This window comes from Collimonas rhizosphaerae (genome assembly GCF_038896935.1).
Lineage (GTDB): Bacteria > Pseudomonadota > Gammaproteobacteria > Burkholderiales > Burkholderiaceae_D > Collimonas > Collimonas rhizosphaerae.
In genome coordinates this window covers 80,545-99,595 of record NZ_JBANDC010000009.1, presented here as the reverse complement: position 1 = coordinate 99,595, position 19,051 = coordinate 80,545, and the positions used below count along the sequence as shown (strand labels likewise).

General features: G+C 60.0%; 19 protein-coding genes. 15 read left to right on the top strand and 4 right to left on the bottom strand.

Annotated features, from left to right (window positions below; translation table 11 throughout):
* The first annotated feature begins 58 nt into the window (after window positions 1–58).
* Complete coding sequence (fur, locus tag V8G57_RS14445) at window positions 59–484, top strand: ferric iron uptake transcriptional regulator (protein ID WP_014007830.1); 426 nt, start codon at window positions 59–61, stop codon at window positions 482–484.
* A gap of 9 nt (window positions 485–493) precedes the next feature.
* Here the strand turns inward: fur and V8G57_RS14440 are convergent, their stop codons facing one another.
* From V8G57_RS14440 to V8G57_RS14430, 3 genes are all read right to left on the bottom strand, one after another.
* The gene (locus V8G57_RS14440; RefSeq protein WP_144739355.1) at window positions 494–865 is read right to left on the bottom strand and encodes a TfoX/Sxy family protein; all 372 of its coding nucleotides are present in this window, start codon (window positions 863–865) and stop codon (window positions 494–496) included.
* 13 nt (window positions 866–878) lie between these two features.
* Complete coding sequence (hrcA, locus tag V8G57_RS14435; RefSeq protein WP_092396933.1) at window positions 879–1,901, bottom strand: heat-inducible transcriptional repressor HrcA; 1,023 nt, start codon at window positions 1,899–1,901, stop codon at window positions 879–881.
* A 66-nt stretch (window positions 1,902–1,967) separates the two neighbouring features.
* On the bottom strand, window positions 1,968–2,717 hold the full coding sequence (locus V8G57_RS14430) for an HAD family hydrolase (protein ID WP_342829989.1): 750 nt from the start codon (window positions 2,715–2,717) through the stop codon (window positions 1,968–1,970).
* 46 nt (window positions 2,718–2,763) lie between these two features.
* Between V8G57_RS14430 and V8G57_RS14425 the strand changes: the two genes are divergently transcribed.
* From V8G57_RS14425 to can, 8 genes are all read left to right on the top strand, one after another.
* On the top strand, window positions 2,764–3,690 hold the full coding sequence (locus V8G57_RS14425; RefSeq protein WP_144739353.1) for an NAD kinase: 927 nt from the start codon (window positions 2,764–2,766) through the stop codon (window positions 3,688–3,690).
* A gap of 84 nt (window positions 3,691–3,774) precedes the next feature.
* Window positions 3,775–5,445, top strand: a complete 1,671-nt coding sequence (gene recN, locus V8G57_RS14420; RefSeq protein ID WP_342829988.1) for a DNA repair protein RecN — start codon at window positions 3,775–3,777, stop codon at window positions 5,443–5,445.
* Window positions 5,446–5,468: 23 nt separating this feature from the next.
* Window positions 5,469–6,569 carry a ferrochelatase gene (gene hemH, locus V8G57_RS14415; protein WP_342829987.1) on the top strand — a complete coding sequence of 367 codons (1,101 nt, stop codon included), beginning with the start codon at window positions 5,469–5,471 and terminating at the stop codon, window positions 6,567–6,569.
* Between the two features lie 494 nt (window positions 6,570–7,063).
* A complete protein-coding gene (grpE, locus tag V8G57_RS14410) occupies window positions 7,064–7,603 on the top strand; it encodes a nucleotide exchange factor GrpE (protein WP_092396928.1) in 540 nt (179 codons plus the stop codon).
* A gap of 104 nt (window positions 7,604–7,707) precedes the next feature.
* The gene (dnaK, locus tag V8G57_RS14405) at window positions 7,708–9,642 is read left to right on the top strand and encodes a molecular chaperone DnaK (RefSeq protein ID WP_092396927.1); all 1,935 of its coding nucleotides are present in this window, start codon (window positions 7,708–7,710) and stop codon (window positions 9,640–9,642) included.
* Window positions 9,643–9,759: 117 nt separating this feature from the next.
* Window positions 9,760–10,884 (top strand): molecular chaperone DnaJ, encoded by a 1,125-nt coding sequence (dnaJ, locus tag V8G57_RS14400; RefSeq protein WP_092396925.1) that lies wholly within the window; start codon window positions 9,760–9,762, stop codon window positions 10,882–10,884.
* Between the two features lie 224 nt (window positions 10,885–11,108).
* Window positions 11,109–11,708, top strand: coding sequence for a chalcone isomerase family protein (locus V8G57_RS14395; RefSeq protein ID WP_092396923.1), 600 nt, complete (start codon window positions 11,109–11,111; stop codon window positions 11,706–11,708).
* A gap of 134 nt (window positions 11,709–11,842) precedes the next feature.
* Complete coding sequence (gene can / locus V8G57_RS14390; protein WP_092396921.1) at window positions 11,843–12,511, top strand: carbonate dehydratase; 669 nt, start codon at window positions 11,843–11,845, stop codon at window positions 12,509–12,511.
* Window positions 12,512–12,608: 97 nt separating this feature from the next.
* Here the strand turns inward: can and purM are convergent, their stop codons facing one another.
* Entirely contained in the window at window positions 12,609–13,661 is a 1,053-nt protein-coding gene (purM, locus tag V8G57_RS14385; RefSeq protein ID WP_342829986.1) for a phosphoribosylformylglycinamidine cyclo-ligase, read from the bottom strand.
* A 263-nt stretch (window positions 13,662–13,924) separates the two neighbouring features.
* Here purM and V8G57_RS14380 point away from each other — a divergent pair, with 263 nt between their 5' ends.
* From V8G57_RS14380 to V8G57_RS14355, 6 genes are all read left to right on the top strand, one after another.
* A complete protein-coding gene (locus tag V8G57_RS14380) occupies window positions 13,925–15,007 on the top strand; it encodes an AI-2E family transporter (protein WP_342829984.1) in 1,083 nt (360 codons plus the stop codon).
* A 52-nt stretch (window positions 15,008–15,059) separates the two neighbouring features.
* On the top strand, window positions 15,060–15,761 hold the full coding sequence (gene hda / locus V8G57_RS14375) for a DnaA regulatory inactivator Hda (RefSeq protein ID WP_092396915.1): 702 nt from the start codon (window positions 15,060–15,062) through the stop codon (window positions 15,759–15,761).
* Window positions 15,758–16,432 (top strand): histidinol-phosphatase, encoded by a 675-nt coding sequence (locus tag V8G57_RS14370; RefSeq protein WP_342829983.1) that lies wholly within the window; start codon window positions 15,758–15,760, stop codon window positions 16,430–16,432. Before hda ends, V8G57_RS14370 begins: the two co-directional genes overlap by 4 nt.
* The gene (pcnB, locus tag V8G57_RS14365) at window positions 16,429–17,820 is read left to right on the top strand and encodes a polynucleotide adenylyltransferase PcnB (protein ID WP_092396911.1); all 1,392 of its coding nucleotides are present in this window, start codon (window positions 16,429–16,431) and stop codon (window positions 17,818–17,820) included. Before V8G57_RS14370 ends, pcnB begins: the two co-directional genes overlap by 4 nt.
* Window positions 17,817–18,317 carry a 2-amino-4-hydroxy-6-hydroxymethyldihydropteridine diphosphokinase gene (gene folK / locus V8G57_RS14360; protein ID WP_342829982.1) on the top strand — a complete coding sequence of 167 codons (501 nt, stop codon included), beginning with the start codon at window positions 17,817–17,819 and terminating at the stop codon, window positions 18,315–18,317. Before pcnB ends, folK begins: the two co-directional genes overlap by 4 nt.
* A gap of 84 nt (window positions 18,318–18,401) precedes the next feature.
* On the top strand, window positions 18,402–19,049 hold the full coding sequence (locus V8G57_RS14355) for a deoxynucleoside kinase (RefSeq protein ID WP_342829981.1): 648 nt from the start codon (window positions 18,402–18,404) through the stop codon (window positions 19,047–19,049).
* The last annotated feature ends 2 nt before the right edge of the window (window positions 19,050–19,051 follow it).

Here is a 19,051-nt window from a genome sequence, read left to right as displayed (position 1 = left end):
TGAGCAACTGTGCTAAAACGCTATATGATAAAGCAGATCATCCATTTGTGACCAAAACATGCCGAACAATCCATCCGAACTGAAAGCCAGCGGCCTCAAAGCCACGTTGCCACGCCTCAAAATCCTGGAAATATTCCAGAATAGCGAAGTACGCCACCTGAGCGCCGAGGACGTTTATAAAATCCTGCTGAGCGACAACCTCGATGTCGGCTTGGCGACCGTGTACCGCGTACTGACCCAATTCGAGCAGGCCGGGCTGTTGCAGCGCAATCATTTTGAAACCGGCAAGGCCGTGTTTGAACTCAATGAAGGCTCGCACCACGACCATCTGGTTTGCCTGGATTGCGGCCTGGTGGAAGAGTTTTACGACGAAGAAATTGAAAAGCGCCAGAAAATCGTCGCCAAGGAACACGGTTTCGAAATCGCCGACCATGCGCTGGCGCTGTACGGCCATTGCCGCGATTGCCGCAAGAAAAAAGGCTGATGCCAGTTCTTACGCTGCCTTGCGCTTGCGCGCCTTCGGCGCCGGCTTGGCGTTAGCCTTGCGCACCGCTGCCGCATAGGCCAGGCGCGCCCAGGGCGTCATCGCCGCAGCTGAATCCATCGCGTCTTCAGGCGCCGACCAGTAGCTCATCTCAATGGTTTTTCCTTTGCTTTCGAAGACGCAGGGCGTGCATCCGGCGGCGGCGAACTGCGGCCGGGTTTGGTCGTCGGTCTTGAGATACAGGACGCCATCGGCAACCAGGGCGATCATCACGCTATCGTGGTAGACGCCGTAGCCGCCGAACATCCTGCGCGCGCTGATGGCGCCCAGCGGCGCCAGCAGCTCGCGGATATAGTCGATGACGGCGTCGTTGCGGGACATGTTCCAGGCGGGTTCAGCTATGGCTCAAGGCGTTCGACAGCAGCTTGGCGGTGATATTGACGATCGGGATCACGCGTTCATACGCCATCCGGGTAGGGCCGATCACGCCCAGCGTGCCGACAATCTTGCCGTTGACCTCGTAGGGCGCGGTCACCACGCTCATTTCGTCCATCGGCACCAGCTGCGATTCGCCGCCGATGAAAATCTGGACGCCGGTGGCCTTGCCCGAGATGTCGAGCAGCTGCATCAGGCTGGTCTTTTGCTCGAACATGTCGAACAGCTTGCGCAAGGAATCCATGTTCGAGGACAAGTCGGTGACGCTGAGCAGGTTGCGTTCGCCCGAAATCACCACTTCGTCGCTGTTGTCGGTCATGGCGTCGCTGCCGGCTTCGACCGCGGCCTGCATCAGCCAGGTCATGTCGTCGCGCAGCTTGCGCAGTTCGCCTTGCAGGCGCAGGCGGACATCGTCCAGGCTGAGCCCGCCGTAATGCTGGTTGATGTAATTGGCGGCCTGCACCAGCTTGGCCGGGCTGTAGTCGACATCGGTCAGCAGCAGCCGGTTCTGGACGTCGCCGTTGGGGCTGACGATCACCAGCAGGATGCGTTTTTCCGACAGCCGCAGGAATTCGATCTGCTGGAAAATCGATTCGCGCCGCGGCGACAGCACCACCCCCGCAAAATGCGATAGAGATGACAACACTTGTGCCGCATTGGCAATGATCTTTTGTTGCGAATTTGGCTGCAGCCGCGCCTGCATCTTCGATTCCAGCGCGGTTTCGTCAATCGGCTCGACCGTCAGCAGGGTGTCGACAAACATGCGGTAGCCGCGCGGGGTAGGCACCCGGCCGGCTGAGGTGTGGGGACTGGCGACAAAGCCCATTTCCTCAAGGTCCGCCATGATGTTGCGTATCGTCGCCGGCGACAGTTCCAGGCCCGAGATCTTGGACAAGGCACGCGAGCCAACCGGCTGGCCGTCGGCGATATACCGTTCGACCAGGGCTTTGAGCAGGGTTTGAGCGCGATTATCTAGTTGCATATGGTTGTATTTTAGCGAGCGCCGGGCTTGCGTGCCAGCGGCTTATGCATGCACTTATACACTGTTTTAGCGGCTAACCGCGGTTTGTTCCAGCCACGCCTCCAGCTCAAGCAGGCTGGCGCAGCTGGCCTGGGCGCTGATGCCGGCCGGCAGCACGCGCTCGAAACGGTTGATCCAGACCGCCTGCAAACCGGCTTGCTGGGCGCCGGCCACGTCCAGCAAGGGGTCGTCGCCGACATACACCGCTTGTTCCGGCGCCACGTTCAGCGCTGCGCAAGCCGCATGGAAAATGCTGGGATCGGGTTTGGCGCAGCCGAAGCTGTGGGCCGCAATCGATGCCTGGAAATGCTGGGCCAGGCCGATTTTGCCAAGATCGGCGAAACCGTTCGAGACCGTACCCAGCGGCAGGCGCCGGCTGAGCCGCACCAAGGCCGGCTGGACGTCGGCGAACGGCGTCACCGCGTGGCGTGCTTCGGAAAATACCGCCATCGCCGCATCCACTTTGCCGGCGTCTTCGCCGACGCCGTTGAAAGCAATCGTCAGCGCCGCATGGCGCAGCCGCCACAGGTCGAACTTGAACACCGGGTTGCTCGCCACCAGTTCCATGCGCTGCTGGCGCAGGCTCTCGATGGTGAACTCGCGGGCGACCGCGGGAGCATTCTGGCGCAGCCAGTCGAACAGCAGCTGTTCGGCGCGCGCGATCACCGGCACGATCGGCCACAGCGTATCGTCGAGGTCGAACAGCACCGCTTTGACGGCGGGCGATTTGCCAGGCCGGAAACCAGGGAAGATAGCTGAATTATTCGTCAGGGCCATGTGCGTATCCTTCATTGCAAGCCTAAATTATGGTCTAATCGCCAGCATGTGGCCTATAAAATTACCTTCTCAAGCGGTTTTGCTAGAACCTATGCCGAAAACCATTGCGATCGTCGGCAAGTATTTCGCCGCCGGCATTTCCGAGTCGCTGACTGAAATCGCCGATTTCCTGCAAGGACGCGGCCACCATGTGGTGCTGGAGACCGAGACTGCGCAGAACGTCGCGCTGCCGATCGCTGCGATGACGCCGGCGCAGATCGGCCAGCAGGCTGACGCCGCGATCATTGTCGGCGGCGACGGCACCATGCTGGGCATTGCGCGCCAGCTGGCGCCTTACGATGTGCCCTTGATCGGCATCAACCAGGGCCGCCTCGGTTTCATCACCGATATCTCGCTGGAGCGCATGCTGCCGGTGCTGGGCGAAATGCTGGACGGTAAAGTCGAATCGGAGCGGCGCAGCCTGTTGCAAGGCTCGGTCATGCGCGACGGCCAGCAGATCTTCAGCGCGCTGGCGTTCAACGACGTGGTGGTGGCGCGCGGCGCCGGATCGGGCATGGCGGAACTGATGGTCGAGGTCGACGGCCGCTTCATGTACAACCAGCGTTCCGACGGCCTGATCGTGGCGACGCCGACCGGCTCGACCGCGTATTCCCTGTCCGCCGGCGGGCCTTTGCTGCATCCCTCGCTGGGCGGCATCGTGCTGGTGCCGATTGCGCCGCATGCGCTGTCGAACCGGCCTATCGTGATCCCGGACAGCAGCGAAATCGTGATTGAAATCGTCAACGGCCGCGACATGAGCGCCAATTTCGACATGCAGTCGCTGGCCAGCCTGCAGCATGGCGACCGCATCCTGATACGGCGCTCCGAACATACCATCACCTTTTTGCATCCGGCCGGCTGGAGTTATTACGACACCTTGCGGCAAAAGCTGCACTGGAACGAATATCCGTCGGCGGAAGGGCAGCTCAAGTAAGCCGCCGCCGATTTTGTTATGCTGGCCGACATTGCCTGGCGCTGCCAGGCCAGCGTTGTATTTACACCTATTTCGAGCCCTCCCATGCTGCGCACACTTTCCATCCGCGATTTTGTCATTGTCGATGCCATCGAGCTTGAGTTCGCCGCCGGCTTTACCGTATTCACCGGCGAAACCGGCGCCGGCAAATCCATCCTGATCGATGCCCTGGCGCTGGCGCTGGGCGGCCGCGGCGACGCCAGCGTGGTGCGCGAAGGCGCGGCCAAGGCGGACGTGACGGCGGAGTTCGCGCTGGCCGGCGAGACCGATGGCGAAGTCGGCGGCTGGCTGGCGCAGAACGAGTTCGCCAGCGAAGACGGCGTGATCCTGATGCGGCGCGTGATCGACAACGCCGGCCGTTCCAAGGCGTTCATCAACGGCGTGGCGGCAACCGCGGGACAACTGCGCGAGCTGGGCGAAATGCTGGTCGACATCCACGGCCAGCATGCGCACCAGTCTTTGCTGAAAAGCGATGCCCAGCGGCTGTTGCTGGATGGACAAGCCGGCTTGCAGGACGATCTGCTGGCCGTGGCCGGCGCCTTCAAAAGCTGGCGTTCGCTGGCGCGCCAGCGCGAAGAATTTGAAACCAACGCTAAGAACGTGCTGCTGGAACGGGAACGCCTGGAGTGGCAGGTCGGCGAACTGGAAAAGCTGGCGGTCAAGCCGGGCGAATGGGATGAGATCACCAACGAGCACAGCCGCCTGTCGCATGCCGCCAGCCTGATCGAGGGAGCGCAGGAAGCGCTCAGCGTGATTTCCGAAAACGACGCCAACGACAGCCCGCCGATGTTGTCGCAGCTGTCGGCGCTGAACCAGAAGATCGGCAAGCTGGTCGATGTCGACAGCAGCCTCAAGCCGGTGCTGGAAGCGCTGGAGCCGGCGCGCATCCAGCTGCAGGAGGCGGTCTACGCGCTGAACGATTACCTGAGCCGGGTCGAGCTCGATCCGGCGCGCCTGCACCAGGTCGAAGACCGGATGGAAGCGATCCATTCGGCCGGCCGCAAATTCCGGCTGACGCCGGACGAACTGCCGCAGGAGCTGGAAACCTTGTCGCAGCAGCTGCGCCAGCTGGCGGACGCCAGCGATCTCGACGCCATGAAGGCGCAGGAAGAAAAGCTGAAAGCAACCTACCTGGGGTTGGCGCAAAAGCTGTCGAAAGCGCGGACCAAGGCGGCCCAGGCGCTGGGCTCGGCGGTGACTGCGGCGATGCAGGATTTGAGCATGAGCGGCGGCCGTTTTGCGGTTGCGCTCAATCCTTGCGAGGCAGCCAGCTATGGCGTCGAGCAGGTGGAGTTCCTGGTGGCGGGCCATGCCGGCGTAGTGCCGCGGCCCTTGGCCAAAGTTGCCTCGGGCGGCGAGCTGGCGCGGATAGCGCTGGCGATTTCGGTGATTACTTCCAGTTCTACCGCAACGCCGACCTTGATTTTCGATGAAGTCGACAGCGGCATCGGCGGCGGCGTGGCGGAAGTGGTCGGGCGCTTGCTGAAACGCCTGGGACAGGATCGCCAGGTGCTGTGCGTCACCCATTTGCCTCAGGTTGCAAGCCAGGCCAACCAGCACTTCCAGGTCAGCAAGCAAAGCCAGGGCAACAAGACGGTGTCGGCGATCGACGGCCTCGACGCCAAGAACCGGATCGAAGAAATCGCCCGCATGCTCGGCGGCCTTGAGATTACCGCAACCACGCGCAAGCATGCGCGTGAACTGCTGGCGCTCTAACCCTGTTTCCTGGATCTGTTCGCATGGCATTCCGTAAAGAACCTCCGTTCACCCATGGCAAGGCCGGCAAGACCGCAATCGTGCTGGTCAACCTGGGCACGCCGGATGCGCCTACCACCAAGGCGGTGCGCAGCTACCTGAAGCAATTCCTGTCCGATCCGCGGGTGGTGGAAATACCGCGGGCGCTGTGGTGGCTGATTTTGCATGGCGTGATCCTGCCGTTCCGCTCCAGCAAGTCGGCGCATAAATATGCTTCCATCTGGAGCAACGAAGGCTCGCCGCTGAAAGTCCATACCAGCAAACAGGCGATCCTGTTGCGCGGTTACCTGGGACAACGCGGCCATCAAGTGCAGGTAGCTTATGCGATGCGCTATGGTTCGCCTTCGATACCGGAAGTGCTGGAGCAGCTCAAGGCCGACGGCTGCGAACGGATCCTGGTCTTGCCCGCGTATCCGCAATATTCGGCGACCACCACGGCATCGATCTATGACGCGGTATTTGCGCACTACGCGCAGGTGCGCAACGTCCCCGAGCTGCGTTTCATCAAGCATTACCACGATCACGAAGCTTATATCCAGGCGCTGAAGGAGTCAGTGCTTGCTTACTGGGCGATGCACGGCACGCCCGACAAGCTGATCATGAGTTTCCATGGCGTTCCCAAGCGTACCCTGCTGCTAGGCGACCCCTATCATTGCGAATGCCAGAAAACCGCGCGCCTGCTGGCGCAGCAGCTGGGGCTGGGCCCCGAGCAGTACCAACTGACCTTCCAGTCGCGCTTCGGCAAGGCCGAATGGCTGCAGCCGTATACCGCGCCGACCCTGCAAAAGCTGGCCAAGCAGGGCGTCGGCCGGGTTGATGTGATGTGCCCGGGTTTCACCAGCGATTGCCTGGAGACGCTGGAAGAAATTGCGATAGAGGCGAAACAGGATTTCCTGAGGGCGGGCGGCAAGGAGTTCCACTTCATCGCCTGCCTGAACCAGGCGCCGGCCTGGATAGCGGGCATGGCTTCGCTGGCCGAGGAGCACCTGATCGGCTGGCCTACCACAGAGAGTGAGCGGGAAGAATTGAAGCAGCAGGCTGAAGCGTCGCGGCAACAGGCAATGCGCCTGGGCGCCAGCCAATAAAGCGGCCTGGCCGGTCTGGAAAATTTGAGTGTTCTTGCGCCGCTGCGGCTAGGCACAACTATAATGAGCGCCCGATACCGGGTGCTTATGGACGGTTATTGTTTGTTTTGCAAGTTGCAAAGGCGAATAGCCAAAGTCAATATAATGCGATCAGTTGCGAATAGCTGATCCAGCTTGCTGCAAGCAAAATATAAACGACCAGAAATGCGGAAATTAACGGCAGTTTCACGATATTTCCTTTTTTGTTTGTTGGGACAGGGCAACATTCATTTCTTGGAGCCCACACCTGCAGCTTAGTTCCAATGCCGCGTTGCAGCAAACCTTGGCTGGTAAATCTTGTTTCAAATTGTTGCCGGGTTTGATCATTTCCCGGCGATTGAACCGCGGCTCGCAGCCAAATCAGGGCGCATTTTTTTTAACCCTTGAAAAAGTAAGGGCATAGCCTCATTTGGCTTCCTATACTTAGTAAGTTATTGATTGTTGGAGATTTTTGAATGGAACACATGGAAAATCAGAACGAACAGGCGCAAACGGAAAAGACCCCGGTTGCCGAAGATGCAACGGTAATTCCCGAAACAACGCTGGAAACCCAGTTGTCGGAAGCGCAAGCCAAGATCGCTGAAATGCAGGATGCTTTCCTGCGCGCCAAGGCTGAGTCGGAAAACGTTCGCCGCCGCGCTCAGGAAGATATTGCCCGTGCTCACAAATTTGCGATCGAAGGTTTTGCCGAAGCCCTGGTGCCGGTCAAGGACAACCTGGAAATGGCGCTGAAGATCGAAACGCCGTCGCTGGAGTCGCTCAAGGAAGGCGTGGAAATGACGCTGAAACAGCTGTCTTCCGCCTTTGAAAGAAACCGCCTGACGGAAATCTCGCCGCAAGTCGGCGACAAGCTCGACCCGATGAAGCACCAGGCAATTTCGACCGTGCCGGCGGAGCAGGAAGCCAATACCGTGGTGACTGTGCTGCAGAAGGGCTACGCCATCGCCGACCGCCTGCTGCGGCCTGCGCTGGTCGTCGTGGCGCAAGGAAAATAGAAAAAACGCCAGGAATAAGCGTGCCAGCGCTTGAAAGCGCCGCTTTTCTCCCTATATTCAGACCATCAAAACATTAACCAGATATTCAGTAAAGGACACACACCATGGGTAAAATTATCGGCATTGACTTGGGTACCACCAATTCTTGCGTTTCGGTCATAGAAGGCGGCCAGCCGAAAGTGATCGAAAACTCGGAAGGCGCGCGCACCACGCCTTCCATCATCGCTTATCAAGAAGACGGCGAAATCCTGGTCGGCGCTCCAGCCAAGCGCCAGGCGGTCACCAATCCGACCAACACGCTGTATGCAACCAAGCGCCTGATCGGCCGCAAATTCGACGAAAAAGAAGTGCAGAAAGACATCGCGCTGATGCCTTACAAGATCATCAAGGCCGACAACGGCGATGCATGGGTCCAGGTGCGCGAGCAGAAACTGGCGCCGCCGCAAATCTCGGCGGAAGTGCTGCGCAAGATGAAAAAGACTGCCGAAGACTACCTCGGCGAAGAAGTGACCGAAGCCGTGATCACGGTGCCGGCTTACTTTAACGACGCACAGCGCCAAGCCACCAAGGACGCCGGCCGTATCGCCGGCCTGGACGTCAAGCGCATCATCAACGAGCCGACCGCGGCTGCGCTGGCATTTGGCCTGGACAAGGCGGAAAAAGGCGACCGCAAGATTGCCGTGTATGACCTGGGCGGCGGCACCTTTGACGTTTCGATCATCGAAATCGCCGATGTCGATGGCGAAAAGCAGTTTGAAGTGCTGTCCACCAACGGCGACACTTTCCTCGGCGGCGAAGACTTCGACCAGCGCATCATCGACTACATCCTGGACGAGTTCAAGAAGATCAACGGCATCGACCTCGGCAAGGATGCGATTGCGCTGCAACGCATCAAGGCATCGGCCGAACGCGCCAAGATCGAGCTGTCGTCCTCGCAACAGACAGAAATCAACGAACCGTACATCGCCATGGCCAACGGCGCGCCTATCCACCTGAACCTGAAGATGACCCGCGCCAAGCTGGAATCGCTGGTGGAAGAGCTGATCGCCAAGACCATCGAGCCTTGCCGCATCGCCATCAAGGACGCCGGCGTCAAGGTTTCCGACATCGACGACATCATCCTGGTCGGCGGCATGACCCGCATGCCTAAGGTGCAGGAAAAGGTGAAGGAATTCTTCGGCAAGGATCCACGCAAGGACGTCAATCCGGATGAAGCGGTTGCCGTCGGCGCCGCGATCCAGGGTTCGGTCTTGTCGGGCGACCGCAAGGACTTGCTGCTGCTGGACGTGACGCCGCTGTCGCTGGGTATCGAAACCATGGGCGGCGTGATGACCAAGATGATCCAGAAGAACACCACCATCCCGACCAAGTTCAGCCAGGTGTTCTCGACCGCCGACGACAACCAGCCGGCCGTGACCATCAAGGTGTTCCAGGGTGAGCGCGAAATGGCTGCCGGCAACAAGGGCCTGGGCGAATTCAACCTGGAAGGCATTCCGCCGGCAGCGCGCGGCACGCCGCAGATCGAAGTGACCTTCGACATCGACGCCAACGGCATTTTGCACGTAGGCGCCAAGGACAAGGCTACCGGCAAGGAAAACAAGATCACCATCAAGGCTAACTCCGGCCTGACCGAAGAAGAGATCCAGAAGATGGTGCGCGACGCCGAGGCGAATGCCGAAGAAGACAAGCGCTTGAAGGCAGTGGCCGAAGCCCATAACCAGGGCGATGCGCTGGTCCATTCGACCAAGAAGTCGCTGGCGGAATACGGCGACAAGCTGGAAGCCGGCGAAAAGGCCAGCATCGAAGCAGCGATCAAGGAACTGGAAGAAGCGTTGAAGGGCAGCGACAAGGCTGCCATCGACAACAAGACCGCTGCCTTGACCACTGCCGCGCAAAAGCTCGGCGAAAAGATGTACGCTGACATGCAGGCGCAGCAAGCTGCCGCCGGCGGCGCTGAAGCCGGCGCAGCAGGTGCGGAAGCCAAGCCGAAGGAAGACGACGTGGTCGACGCCGACTTCAAGGAAGTAAAAGACAAGTAAGATCTTCGTCAGCGCTGTTTTGCCGCTTTATATCGGCGAACCAGCGCGAAGATGCGCCGGGCAGATGCTATTGCAGCTCTGTTCGGCGTTTTCGCTTAAACAACTGGGTGCAAAAAGATGGCGAAGCGTGATTTTTACGAAATATTGGGTGTTGCGAAAAACGCTACTGATGACGAAATCAAGAAGGCGTACCGCAAGCTCGCAATGAAGCATCATCCGGACCGCAATCCGGACAGCAAAGGTGCGGAAGAGAAATTCAAAGAGGCGAAAGAAGCCTACGAAATGCTGGCCGATCCGCAAAAGCGCGAGGCCTACGACCGTTACGGCCATGCCGGAGTCGACCCTAACATGGGTGGCGGCGGTGGCGGCGGCGGTTTTGCCGACGCCTTCGGCGATATCTTCGGCGACATCTTCGGCGGCGGCGGTGGCCGCGGCGGCCGTGGCGGCGGACCGCAGGTGTACCGCGGCGCCGACCTGCGCTACAACCTCGAAATCACGCTGGAACAAGCGGCGCACGGTTTCGACACCACCATCCGGGTGCCAAGCTGGGACGAGTGCGAGCCCTGCCACGGCAGCGGCGCCAAACCCGGCACCGAGCCGATCACCTGCCCAACCTGCGGCGGCCACGGCCAGGTCAGGATGCAGCAAGGTTTCTTCAGCATCCAGCAGACTTGCCCGAAATGCCACGGCAGCGGCAAGATCATTCCGGAGCCATGCCCATCTTGCGCCGGCGCAGGACGCATCAAGCGCAACAAGACGCTGGAAGTGAAGATCCCGGCCGGGATCGACGACGGCATGCGGATCCGCTCTTCCGGCAACGGCGAGCCAGGCATGAACGGCGGACCGACCGGCGACCTGTACGTGGAAATCCACATCAAGCCGCATGCGGTGTTCCAGCGCGAAGGCGACGACCTCCATTGCGAAATGCCGATCTCGTTCGCCAAAGCCGCCCTGGGCGGTGAAATCGAAGTGCCTACATTGAACGGCAAGGCTTCCTTCACGATTCCCGACGGCACCCAGTCCGGCAAGACTTTCCGCCTGCGCAGCAAGGGCATCAAGGGCGTGCGCTCGGGTTATGCCGGCGACCTGTTCTGCCATGTCGTGGTTGAGACCCCAGTCAAACTGAACGACCGCCAGAAAGCGCTGCTGCAGGAATTCGAGCAACTGACCAGCGAAGGCGGCGCCAAGCACAGTCCGCAGAGCAAGTCCTGGAAAGACAAGGTAAAAGAGTTCTTCGAGTAAACAGGACTACCCTTAGCCTCGCGAAAGCCGCCAACCGTACAAGGTTGGCGGCTTTTTTCATGGCGGCTCCCATAGGCATGGGCGCTGCCCAATCATCGTTAACAAATTCTTTATTGCATAATTTTGTCCAGCTCACTATTCTGTATAGGGTAATAATAAAACGATCGTTCTTTTATTTGCGGTCGATACAAACTCAAACTCCATATACAAACATAGGGGGAGACATGAAGATAGTTGCTCGTTTGAAGCGTGCAGGGGCTTGCGCCTGCGTGTTGTCTGCGTTGTTCCTGGCGCAGGGTGCATTTGCGGTAGACGTGGCCGGCGTCAAGATCGAAGAAACCGCCAAGGTCGGCAACCAGGACCTGAAGCTCAACGGCGCCGGGATCCGCTATAAGGTCATTTTCAAGGTCTATACCGCTGCCTTATATTTATCCGACAAGAAAACCACGGTGCCGGACGTACTGGCAGCGCCGGGCGCGCGCCGGATCGAACTGGTGATGCTGCGCGACGTCAGCAGCGAAGATTTCAGCCGTGCTTTCATGAGCGGCATCCAGAACAATGTGGACAAGGCGGACAAGTCGAAGATCGTCAACCAGCTGCTGAAATTCGGCGAACTGTTTGCCTCGATCCCGGAGCTGAAAAAAGGCGATGTGATGACCACCGACTGGATTCCGGGCGTCGGCACGCAGATCCACTTCAACGGCAAGCCGGTATCGGAGACGTTGCCTGACCTGGTGTTCTACAACGCTCTGCTGAAAATCTGGCTGGGCGAGAAGCCGGCGGACAGCAAGCTGAAGCTCTTGTTGCTGGGCCAGACAGGATAGGTTGCGCCAAAGGGAATGCTGCATATCGGATAAAAGCCGATGGCAATATCCAACTTTCTATAAAATAAGGCCCAGGATGTCGCGCATGTGTTGCAAAAACACTATGCAGATGGAACTTTATTGAATAGAAAACGATGACAGCAAACAACAAGCAATCCCTGACCCGAGAAGACCTTTTCCAGAGAAACCGCGAGTGGGCGGCGGCAATTACCGCCCGCGATCCGGAATTTTTCAAAAAACTGGCGTCGCAGCAGGCGCCGGAGTATTTCTGGATCGGGTGTTCCGACAGCAGGGTGCCGGCAAATGAATTGCTGGGCTTGCTGCCGGGTGAGCTGTTCGTTCACCGCAACATCGCCAACGTGGTCGCGCACAGCGACCTGAACTGTTTGTCGGTGCTGCAGTTTGCGGTAGACGTACTGAAGGTCAAGCATGTTTTTGTGGTCGGCCATTACGGCTGCTCCGGGGTCCATGCGGCGCTGACCAAGCGCCGTGTCGGGCTGGCTGACAACTGGCTGCGCCACGTTGAAGACGTGCACCAGAAGCATGAACGCTACCTGGGCGAAGCCTTGCCGGAAACCGTGCGCCACGACCGCCTGTGTGAACTGAATTCGATGGAGCAGGTCGCCAACATCTGCCGCACCACCATCGTCCAGGACGCCTGGGACCGCGGCCAGCCGCTGACCATCCATAGCTGGGTGTATGGCGTGCGCGACGGCCTGTTGCGCGACCTGGAAGTGACCGTCAGCTGCATGTCCGACCTGGAAAAGGGCATGGCGGCCAGCTTGAAGCGCTACGAAGATTAAAGCCGCCTGAGATTGCCGGGCGCCTGGCAATCATCGGACAAAAAAAAGACGACCAATCAATGGTCGTCTTTTTCTTTTGGCGCAGGCCGTACCGCGGTTACACCACGATAGTTTGCGCTTCGCCTTCGGCGCGGGCGCGGATTTCGCCGATCCGGTAGACGGTTTCGCCCGCGGCTTGCAGTTGCGCGACGGCAGCGTCGGCGTTTTCCTTGGCGACGATGACAGTCATGCCGATGCCGCAATTGAAGACGCGGTGCATTTCTGCGTCAGCCACCTTGCCGTGCTGCTGCAGCCAGGCGAACAGCGGCGGCATGGTCCAGCTGTCGCTGTGCAGCACAGCGGTCAGGTTGTCCTGCAGTACGCGCGGAATGTTTTCCACCAGGCCGCCGCCGGTGATGTGCACCATGCCCTTGACTTCCATCGACTCCATCAGCGCCAGCAACGGCTTGACGTAGATGCGGGTAGGCTCCATCAGCACGTCGGCCAGCTTGCGGCCGTGGAAGTCTGCATCCAGGTCGGGCTGGGCGACTTCGATGATCTTGCGCACCAGCGAATAGCCGTTGGAGTGCGCGCCGGAGGACGCCAGGCCCAGCACCACGTCGCCCGGGGTGATTTTGGTGCCGTCGATCAGTTTCGATTTTTCCACCGCGCCGACCGCGAAGCCGGCCAGGTCGTATTCGCCGTCCGGGTACATGGTCGGCATTTCAGCGGTTTCGCCGCCGATCAGGGCGCAGCCTGCCAGCTCGCAACCTTTGGCGATGCCCTTGATAACGTCGGTGGCGCTAGGCACGTCAAGCTTGCCGCACGCGAAATAATCCAGGAAAAACAGCGGCTCGGCGCCTTGCACCAGGATGTCGTTGACGCTCATCGCCACCAGGTCGATGCCGACCGTATCGTGGCGCTTCAGGTGGAAAGCCAGCTTCAGCTTGGTGCCGACGCCGTCGGTGCCCGACACCAGCACCGGCTCCTTGAATTTCTTGCTGATTTCGAACAGGGCGCCGAAACCGCCGATGCCGCCCATCACGCCTTCGCGCATGGTGCGCTTTGCAAAGGGTTTGATGGCCTCGACCAGGGCGTCGCCGGCGTCGATATCAACACCGGCATCGCGGTAAGAGAGAGGAACGTTGGACACGTTTGAAGTGGAAGTCATGATGTGATTGGCGGCAGAGGCGGTAAAATAGGGGGAATTCGGCCACGCACCTGAAATTCAGCGCTGCATCAGCGTTGCCTGTCAGGTCAAATAACCGGCCAAAAACAGCCAAACAAGAGGTAAATCAGTGGAGAATACGGCTTTCCCACGGGTTTTGTCTTGTTTTCAGCTTGTTTTTAACTTTCCAATCGCTTGGTTTCGGCCAGGTTATTGCGCGGTAAAAGCGGTATTTTATCAAACCGATCCATCAAACTTTCGATTCCATGCCATTTTCTTTTACCGACGAACAAAAACAAACCGCATTATGGCTAGGACTGGGCCTGTTGCTGATAGCGCTGATGGTGGCCTTGGGACCGATCCTGACGCCTTTCATCGCCTCCGCCATCCTCGCCTACGCGCTCAATCCCGGCGTTGACTGGCTGGCGCGCAGGAAGATCGGCAAGTTTCCCTTTCCGCGCGCGCTGGCGGTGCTGATCGTGATACTGCTGCTGGTGTTCGCGATCCTGGCGGTGATCCTGATCGTGGTGCCGGTGTTGCGCAAAGAGTTTCCCCTGCTGCAAGACCAGATCCCCAATTTCCTCAACAAGCTGGACGGCGTGATCGGCCCGCACCTGCAGGATTTCGGCATCAATGTACGGCTGGACGGCACCGGCATCAAAGAGATGCTGACCAAGCAGCTGGCCACCAGCGGCGACGAGATCTGGACCTCGGTGCTGGCTTCGGTCAAGGTCGGCGGCACCGCGGTGCTGGGCTGGCTCGCCACCATCCTGCTGGTGCCGGTTGTGCTGTTCTACCTGCTGCAGGACTGGCATGCGATCGTCGAACGCGCGAGCCGGCTGGTGCCGCGCCGCTGGCAAGGCAAGACCGGCAACATGACGCAGGAGGTAGACAGCCTGCTGGCGCAGTATTTGCGCGGCCAATTGCTGGTAATGTTGGTTCTGGCGATTTATTATTCGACCGGGCTGGCGATCGCGGGTTTTGACGTGGCGTTGCCCGTGGGCATTATTACCGGCCTGCTGGTCTTCATCCCGTATGTCGGCTTCGGCCTCGGGCTGGGGCTGGCGCTGATCGCGGCGATGCTGCAGTTCAGCGGCTGGCACGGACTGATTGCAGTCGCCATCGTGTATGGCATCGGCCAGGTGCTGGAAAGTTTTATCCTGACGCCGCGCCTGGTAGGCGAGCGCATCGGCCTGCATCCGCTGGTAGTGATTTTTGCCTTGATGGCCTTCGGCCAGCTGTTCGGTTTCGTCGGCATACTGCTGGCGCTGCCGTGTTCGGCGATCATGTCGGTGGTGGTCAAGCATGTGCGCGCACATTACCTGGACAGCAGTTTTTATAATACCTAAGCAATAATGCTCTCCAATTGATTGAGTTTAAGTAACAAGTGAAGAAACAAGAATGAGGCAGCTAACGCTGGACATTACTGCGGACGAGCCGCAGACCCTGGCTACTTTCGTGGTCGGGCAGAACCAAGAAGCCTTACAGTTCTTGCAGCGTCTGGTCGCGCCATCGGCGAAATCCCTCACCGCGCCGGGCGACCGCTTCGTTTACCTGTGGGGCCAGGCCGGCGCCGGCAAGAGCCATGTGCTGCAGGCGCTGGCCAGCAGCACCAGCGCGCGCCTGATCCATGGTCCGAATAACGACGCCGGCGCCTTCATTTTTTCGCCGGATGTCGCCGGCTACCTGATCGACAACTGCGACAAATTGTCGGCCGGCGACCAGATAGAAGCCTTCAACCTGTTCAACCAGATCCGCGAGCACGGCGGTTGGCTGGTCACCAGCGGCGAACTGCCGCCGTCCGAGCTGAGCGTGCGCGAAGACTTGCGGACCCGCCTCGGCTGGGGCCTGATCTACCAGCTGCACGGTTTGAGCGACGAAGAAAAGATCGCCGCCCTGACGCACGCGGCGCAAGCGCGCGGCCTGCATCTGTCGAGCGGCGTGTTACCCTACCTGATTACGCATTTCCGGCGCGACATGCGTTCTTTGTCGGCCATGCTGGACGAGCTCGACCGCTATTCGCTGGAAACCCAGCGCCCAATAACGCTGCCTTTGCTGCGCAGCCTGCTGCAACTCGAATCCGAAGATAAACAATCACTATGAACCTGGCCCTATTCGACCTTGACCATACGCTGCTGCCTGTCGACTCAGACTATGAATGGGGGCAGTTCCTGGTGCGCATCGGCGCAGTCGATCACGACGCCTTTGAAAAGAGCAACGCCGAGTGGTTTGCCCAATACCAGGCCGGTACGCTGGATCCGGTCAAATACCTGGAATTCGCATTCGGCACCTTGTCGCAATTCCCGCGCAGGCAGCTTGATGCCTGGCATGAGCAGTTCATGGCGCAAGTGATCCATCCGCAGATTACCCCGGCGGCGCGCGCCTTGCTGCAGAAACACCAGGACGCCGGCGACCTGGTGGCGATCGTGACCGCCACCAACAGCTTTGTCACCGAGCCGATCGCCAAGGCCTTCGGCGTCGATTTCCTGATCGCTTCCGATCCGGAAACCACCGGCGACGGCGAGATCACCGGCAAGCTGCTGGATACGCCCACCTACGGTCCCGGCAAGGTGATCCACACCCATGCCTGGCTGGCGACCATGGACATGACGCTGGCCAGCTTCCCGCGCAGTTTTTTCTATAGCGATTCGCACAACGACCTGCCGCTGATGGCGCTGGTCACCGACCCCATCGCCACCAATCCGAACGCCCGCTTGAAAGAGCATGCAATTGCCCACGGCTGGCCCATCCTGAATTTATTCGACGCGCAATGATCAAGAAGCTGATTCGCTCCATCCTTGGGAAAAAGAAAAAAGATCCCACCCAACCGTTGGTACTCGGCCCTAAACAGCATGGCATCGATCCGCAGCTGGTATCGCCGAATGCGGTAAGGGTCACCAAGACCCTGCAGGATAACGGCTTCAAGGCCTTTATCGTCGGCGGTGCGGTGCGCGACCTGCTGCTGGGCGTGAAGCCCAAGGATTTCGACGTCGCCACCAACGCCACGCCGGAACAGGTCAAGCGCCTGTTCCGGCGCGCCTTCATCATCGGCAAGCGGTTCCAGATCGTGCACGTGATGTTCGGCCAGGAACTGATCGAAGTCACCACCTTCCGCGGCGCTTCCTCCGACGGCTCGCCGAAAGATGAGCATGGCCGCGTATTGCGCGACAACACCTTCGGCGAGCAGCACGAAGATGCGGTGCGGCGCGATTTCACCATCAATGCGATGTACTACGATCCGGCCACCGAAAGCGTGCTCGACTACCACGGCGGCATCGACGATATCCGCGCCAAGACCTTGCGCATCATCGGCGAGCCGGAGGCGCGCTTCCGCGAAGACCCGGTGCGCATGCTGCGCATCGTGCGTTTCGCCGCCAAGCTCAAGTTTACGATCGACCCGGCCACCCGCGCGCCGATACCGGTGATGGCGGCGCTGATCGACAATGTGCCGGCGGCGCGGGTATTCGACGAAATGCTGAAGCTGCTGATGAGCGGCCACGCCCTGGCCTGCCTGCAGCAATTGCGCAAGGAGGGCCTGCATCACGGCTTGCTGCCTTTGCTCGACGTGGTGCTGGAGCAGCCGCTGGGCGAAAAATTCGTCACCCTGGCGCTGGCCAATACGGATGTCCGCGTACAGCAGGGCAAGCCGGTTTCCCCCGGCTTCCTGTTTGCATCCCTGCTGTGGCACCAGGTGCTGGAAAAATGGACCGCCTACAAGGCCGCCGGCGAATTCCCTATCCCGGCGCTGCACCTGGCGGCCGACGACGTGCTGGAAGCGCAAACCGACAAGCTGGCCCTGCAGCGCAAGATCGCTTCCGACATGCGCGACATCTGGGCCATGCAGCCGCGCTTTGAGCGCCGGGTCGGCAAGGCGCCATACAAGCTGCTGGAACACCTGCGCCTGCGCGCCGGCTACGACTTCCTGCTGCTGCGTTGCGCTTCTGGCGAGATCGACGGCGAAATCGGCGAGTGGTGGACCGCCTTCATGGAAGGCGACGGCGCCGAGCGCGAACTGCTGCTGGCGCAAAAGCCGAAGGTGGCAGCCGAAGCGGCTCCCGCCAAAAAGCGTGCGCGCCGGCGCGGCTCGCGCAGCGGCGCCAAGGGTGTGAATCCAGGCAGCAGCGCGGGCGGCCGCGGCAACGACGATCAAGGTGGTCAATGAGCGGAATTTCTCCTGCCGCCGAAGCGGTCACCGCCTATATCGGTATCGGTGCCAACCTGGGCGACGCCAGCGGCCAGGTCCAGCGCGCCATCCTGCAGCTCGGCAAATTGCCTGACACCAGCCTGGATGCGCAATCCAGCCTGTTTTGCACGGCGCCGCTGGATGCCGGCGGCGACGATTACACCAACGCCGTGGCGCGCATCAAAACCCGCCTGAGCGCGCATGCCTTGCTGCAAGGCTTGCAGCAGATCGAACAGGATTTCGGCCGCCAGCGCCCCTATCCCAACGCCCCGCGCACGCTGGACCTGGACCTGCTGTTATATGGCCAGTCGACATTCGCCGATGCGGTGCTGACCGTACCGCACCCGCGCATGACGCAACGCGCTTTCGTCCTGATTCCGCTGCTGCAGCTGGATCCTTTCGTCGTCATTCCCAAGCAGGGGCCGGCGCACCAGTTTGCCCCGCAAGTCGCGGACCAGGCCATCCGCAAGATATAAGAATCCGTTTTATGAGGACAGCCTGCCGGATGCGCCAGCTTCTGGCACACTGATCCTTTCACGCATGCAGCACATCTCTCAAACATGAATCTAGACAGCTACAAGTACATCGTCGTCGAAGGGCCGATCGGGGTCGGCAAGACCACGCTGGTCAACAAGATCGCCATGCACCTGGGCGGCAAGGTCTTGCTGGAGCAGCCGCAAGCCAATCCCTTCCTGGAAAAGTTCTACCGCGATGCGCCGCGTTATGCGTTGTCGACCCAGATGTTCTTCCTGTTCCAGCGCATCAACCAGCTGCGCGATTCGGCGCAGAACGACATGTTCGACAGCCCGGGCCACCTGGTCGCCGATTTCCTGCTGGCCAAGGATCCTATCTTCGCCCGCCTGACGCTGGCCGACGAGGAGTTGAAGCTATACCGGCAGATGTACGATCATCTGCGGCCGCAGGCAGCGACGCCGGACCTGGTGATTTACCTGCAGGCCGAGCCGGAAACCTTGATCGAGCGCATCAGGAAGCGCGGCATCGAGATGGAAGCAAGCATTTCGCCGGAGTACCTGGCGCGCCTGTGTGAAAGCTACAGCCGCTTCTTCTATCACTACGAGGAAGCGCCGCTGATGATCGTCAATAACGAACACCTGGACCTGGCCGGCAGCGATGCCGATTTCAGCTTGCTCTTGGCGCGCATCGACGGCATGCGCGGCAAGCGCGAATTTTTCAATCGTGGAGAATGACA

Coding starts and splice junctions, on each gene's coding strand:
- grpE (WP_092396928.1), top strand. CDS start 7,064: ATGGAACACATGGAAAATCAGAACGAACAGGCGCAAACGGAAAAGACC.
- V8G57_RS14425 (WP_144739353.1), top strand. CDS start 2,764: ATGTGGCCTATAAAATTACCTTCTCAAGCGGTTTTGCTAGAACCTATG.
- V8G57_RS14355 (WP_342829981.1), top strand. CDS start 18,402: ATGAATCTAGACAGCTACAAGTACATCGTCGTCGAAGGGCCGATCGGG.
- V8G57_RS14380 (WP_342829984.1), top strand. CDS start 13,925: ATGCCATTTTCTTTTACCGACGAACAAAAACAAACCGCATTATGGCTA.
- fur (WP_014007830.1), top strand. CDS start 59: ATGCCGAACAATCCATCCGAACTGAAAGCCAGCGGCCTCAAAGCCACG.
- hrcA (WP_092396933.1), bottom strand. CDS start 1,901: ATGCAACTAGATAATCGCGCTCAAACCCTGCTCAAAGCCCTGGTCGAA.
- pcnB (WP_092396911.1), top strand. CDS start 16,429: ATGATCAAGAAGCTGATTCGCTCCATCCTTGGGAAAAAGAAAAAAGAT.
- V8G57_RS14370 (WP_342829983.1), top strand. CDS start 15,758: ATGAACCTGGCCCTATTCGACCTTGACCATACGCTGCTGCCTGTCGAC.
- V8G57_RS14395 (WP_092396923.1), top strand. CDS start 11,109: ATGAAGATAGTTGCTCGTTTGAAGCGTGCAGGGGCTTGCGCCTGCGTG.
- dnaJ (WP_092396925.1), top strand. CDS start 9,760: ATGGCGAAGCGTGATTTTTACGAAATATTGGGTGTTGCGAAAAACGCT.
- V8G57_RS14440 (WP_144739355.1), bottom strand. CDS start 865: ATGTCCCGCAACGACGCCGTCATCGACTATATCCGCGAGCTGCTGGCG.
- can (WP_092396921.1), top strand. CDS start 11,843: ATGACAGCAAACAACAAGCAATCCCTGACCCGAGAAGACCTTTTCCAG.
- hemH (WP_342829987.1), top strand. CDS start 5,469: ATGGCATTCCGTAAAGAACCTCCGTTCACCCATGGCAAGGCCGGCAAG.
- recN (WP_342829988.1), top strand. CDS start 3,775: ATGCTGCGCACACTTTCCATCCGCGATTTTGTCATTGTCGATGCCATC.
- purM (WP_342829986.1), bottom strand. CDS start 13,661: ATGACTTCCACTTCAAACGTGTCCAACGTTCCTCTCTCTTACCGCGAT.
- V8G57_RS14430 (WP_342829989.1), bottom strand. CDS start 2,717: ATGGCCCTGACGAATAATTCAGCTATCTTCCCTGGTTTCCGGCCTGGC.
- hda (WP_092396915.1), top strand. CDS start 15,060: ATGAGGCAGCTAACGCTGGACATTACTGCGGACGAGCCGCAGACCCTG.
- dnaK (WP_092396927.1), top strand. CDS start 7,708: ATGGGTAAAATTATCGGCATTGACTTGGGTACCACCAATTCTTGCGTT.
- folK (WP_342829982.1), top strand. CDS start 17,817: ATGAGCGGAATTTCTCCTGCCGCCGAAGCGGTCACCGCCTATATCGGT.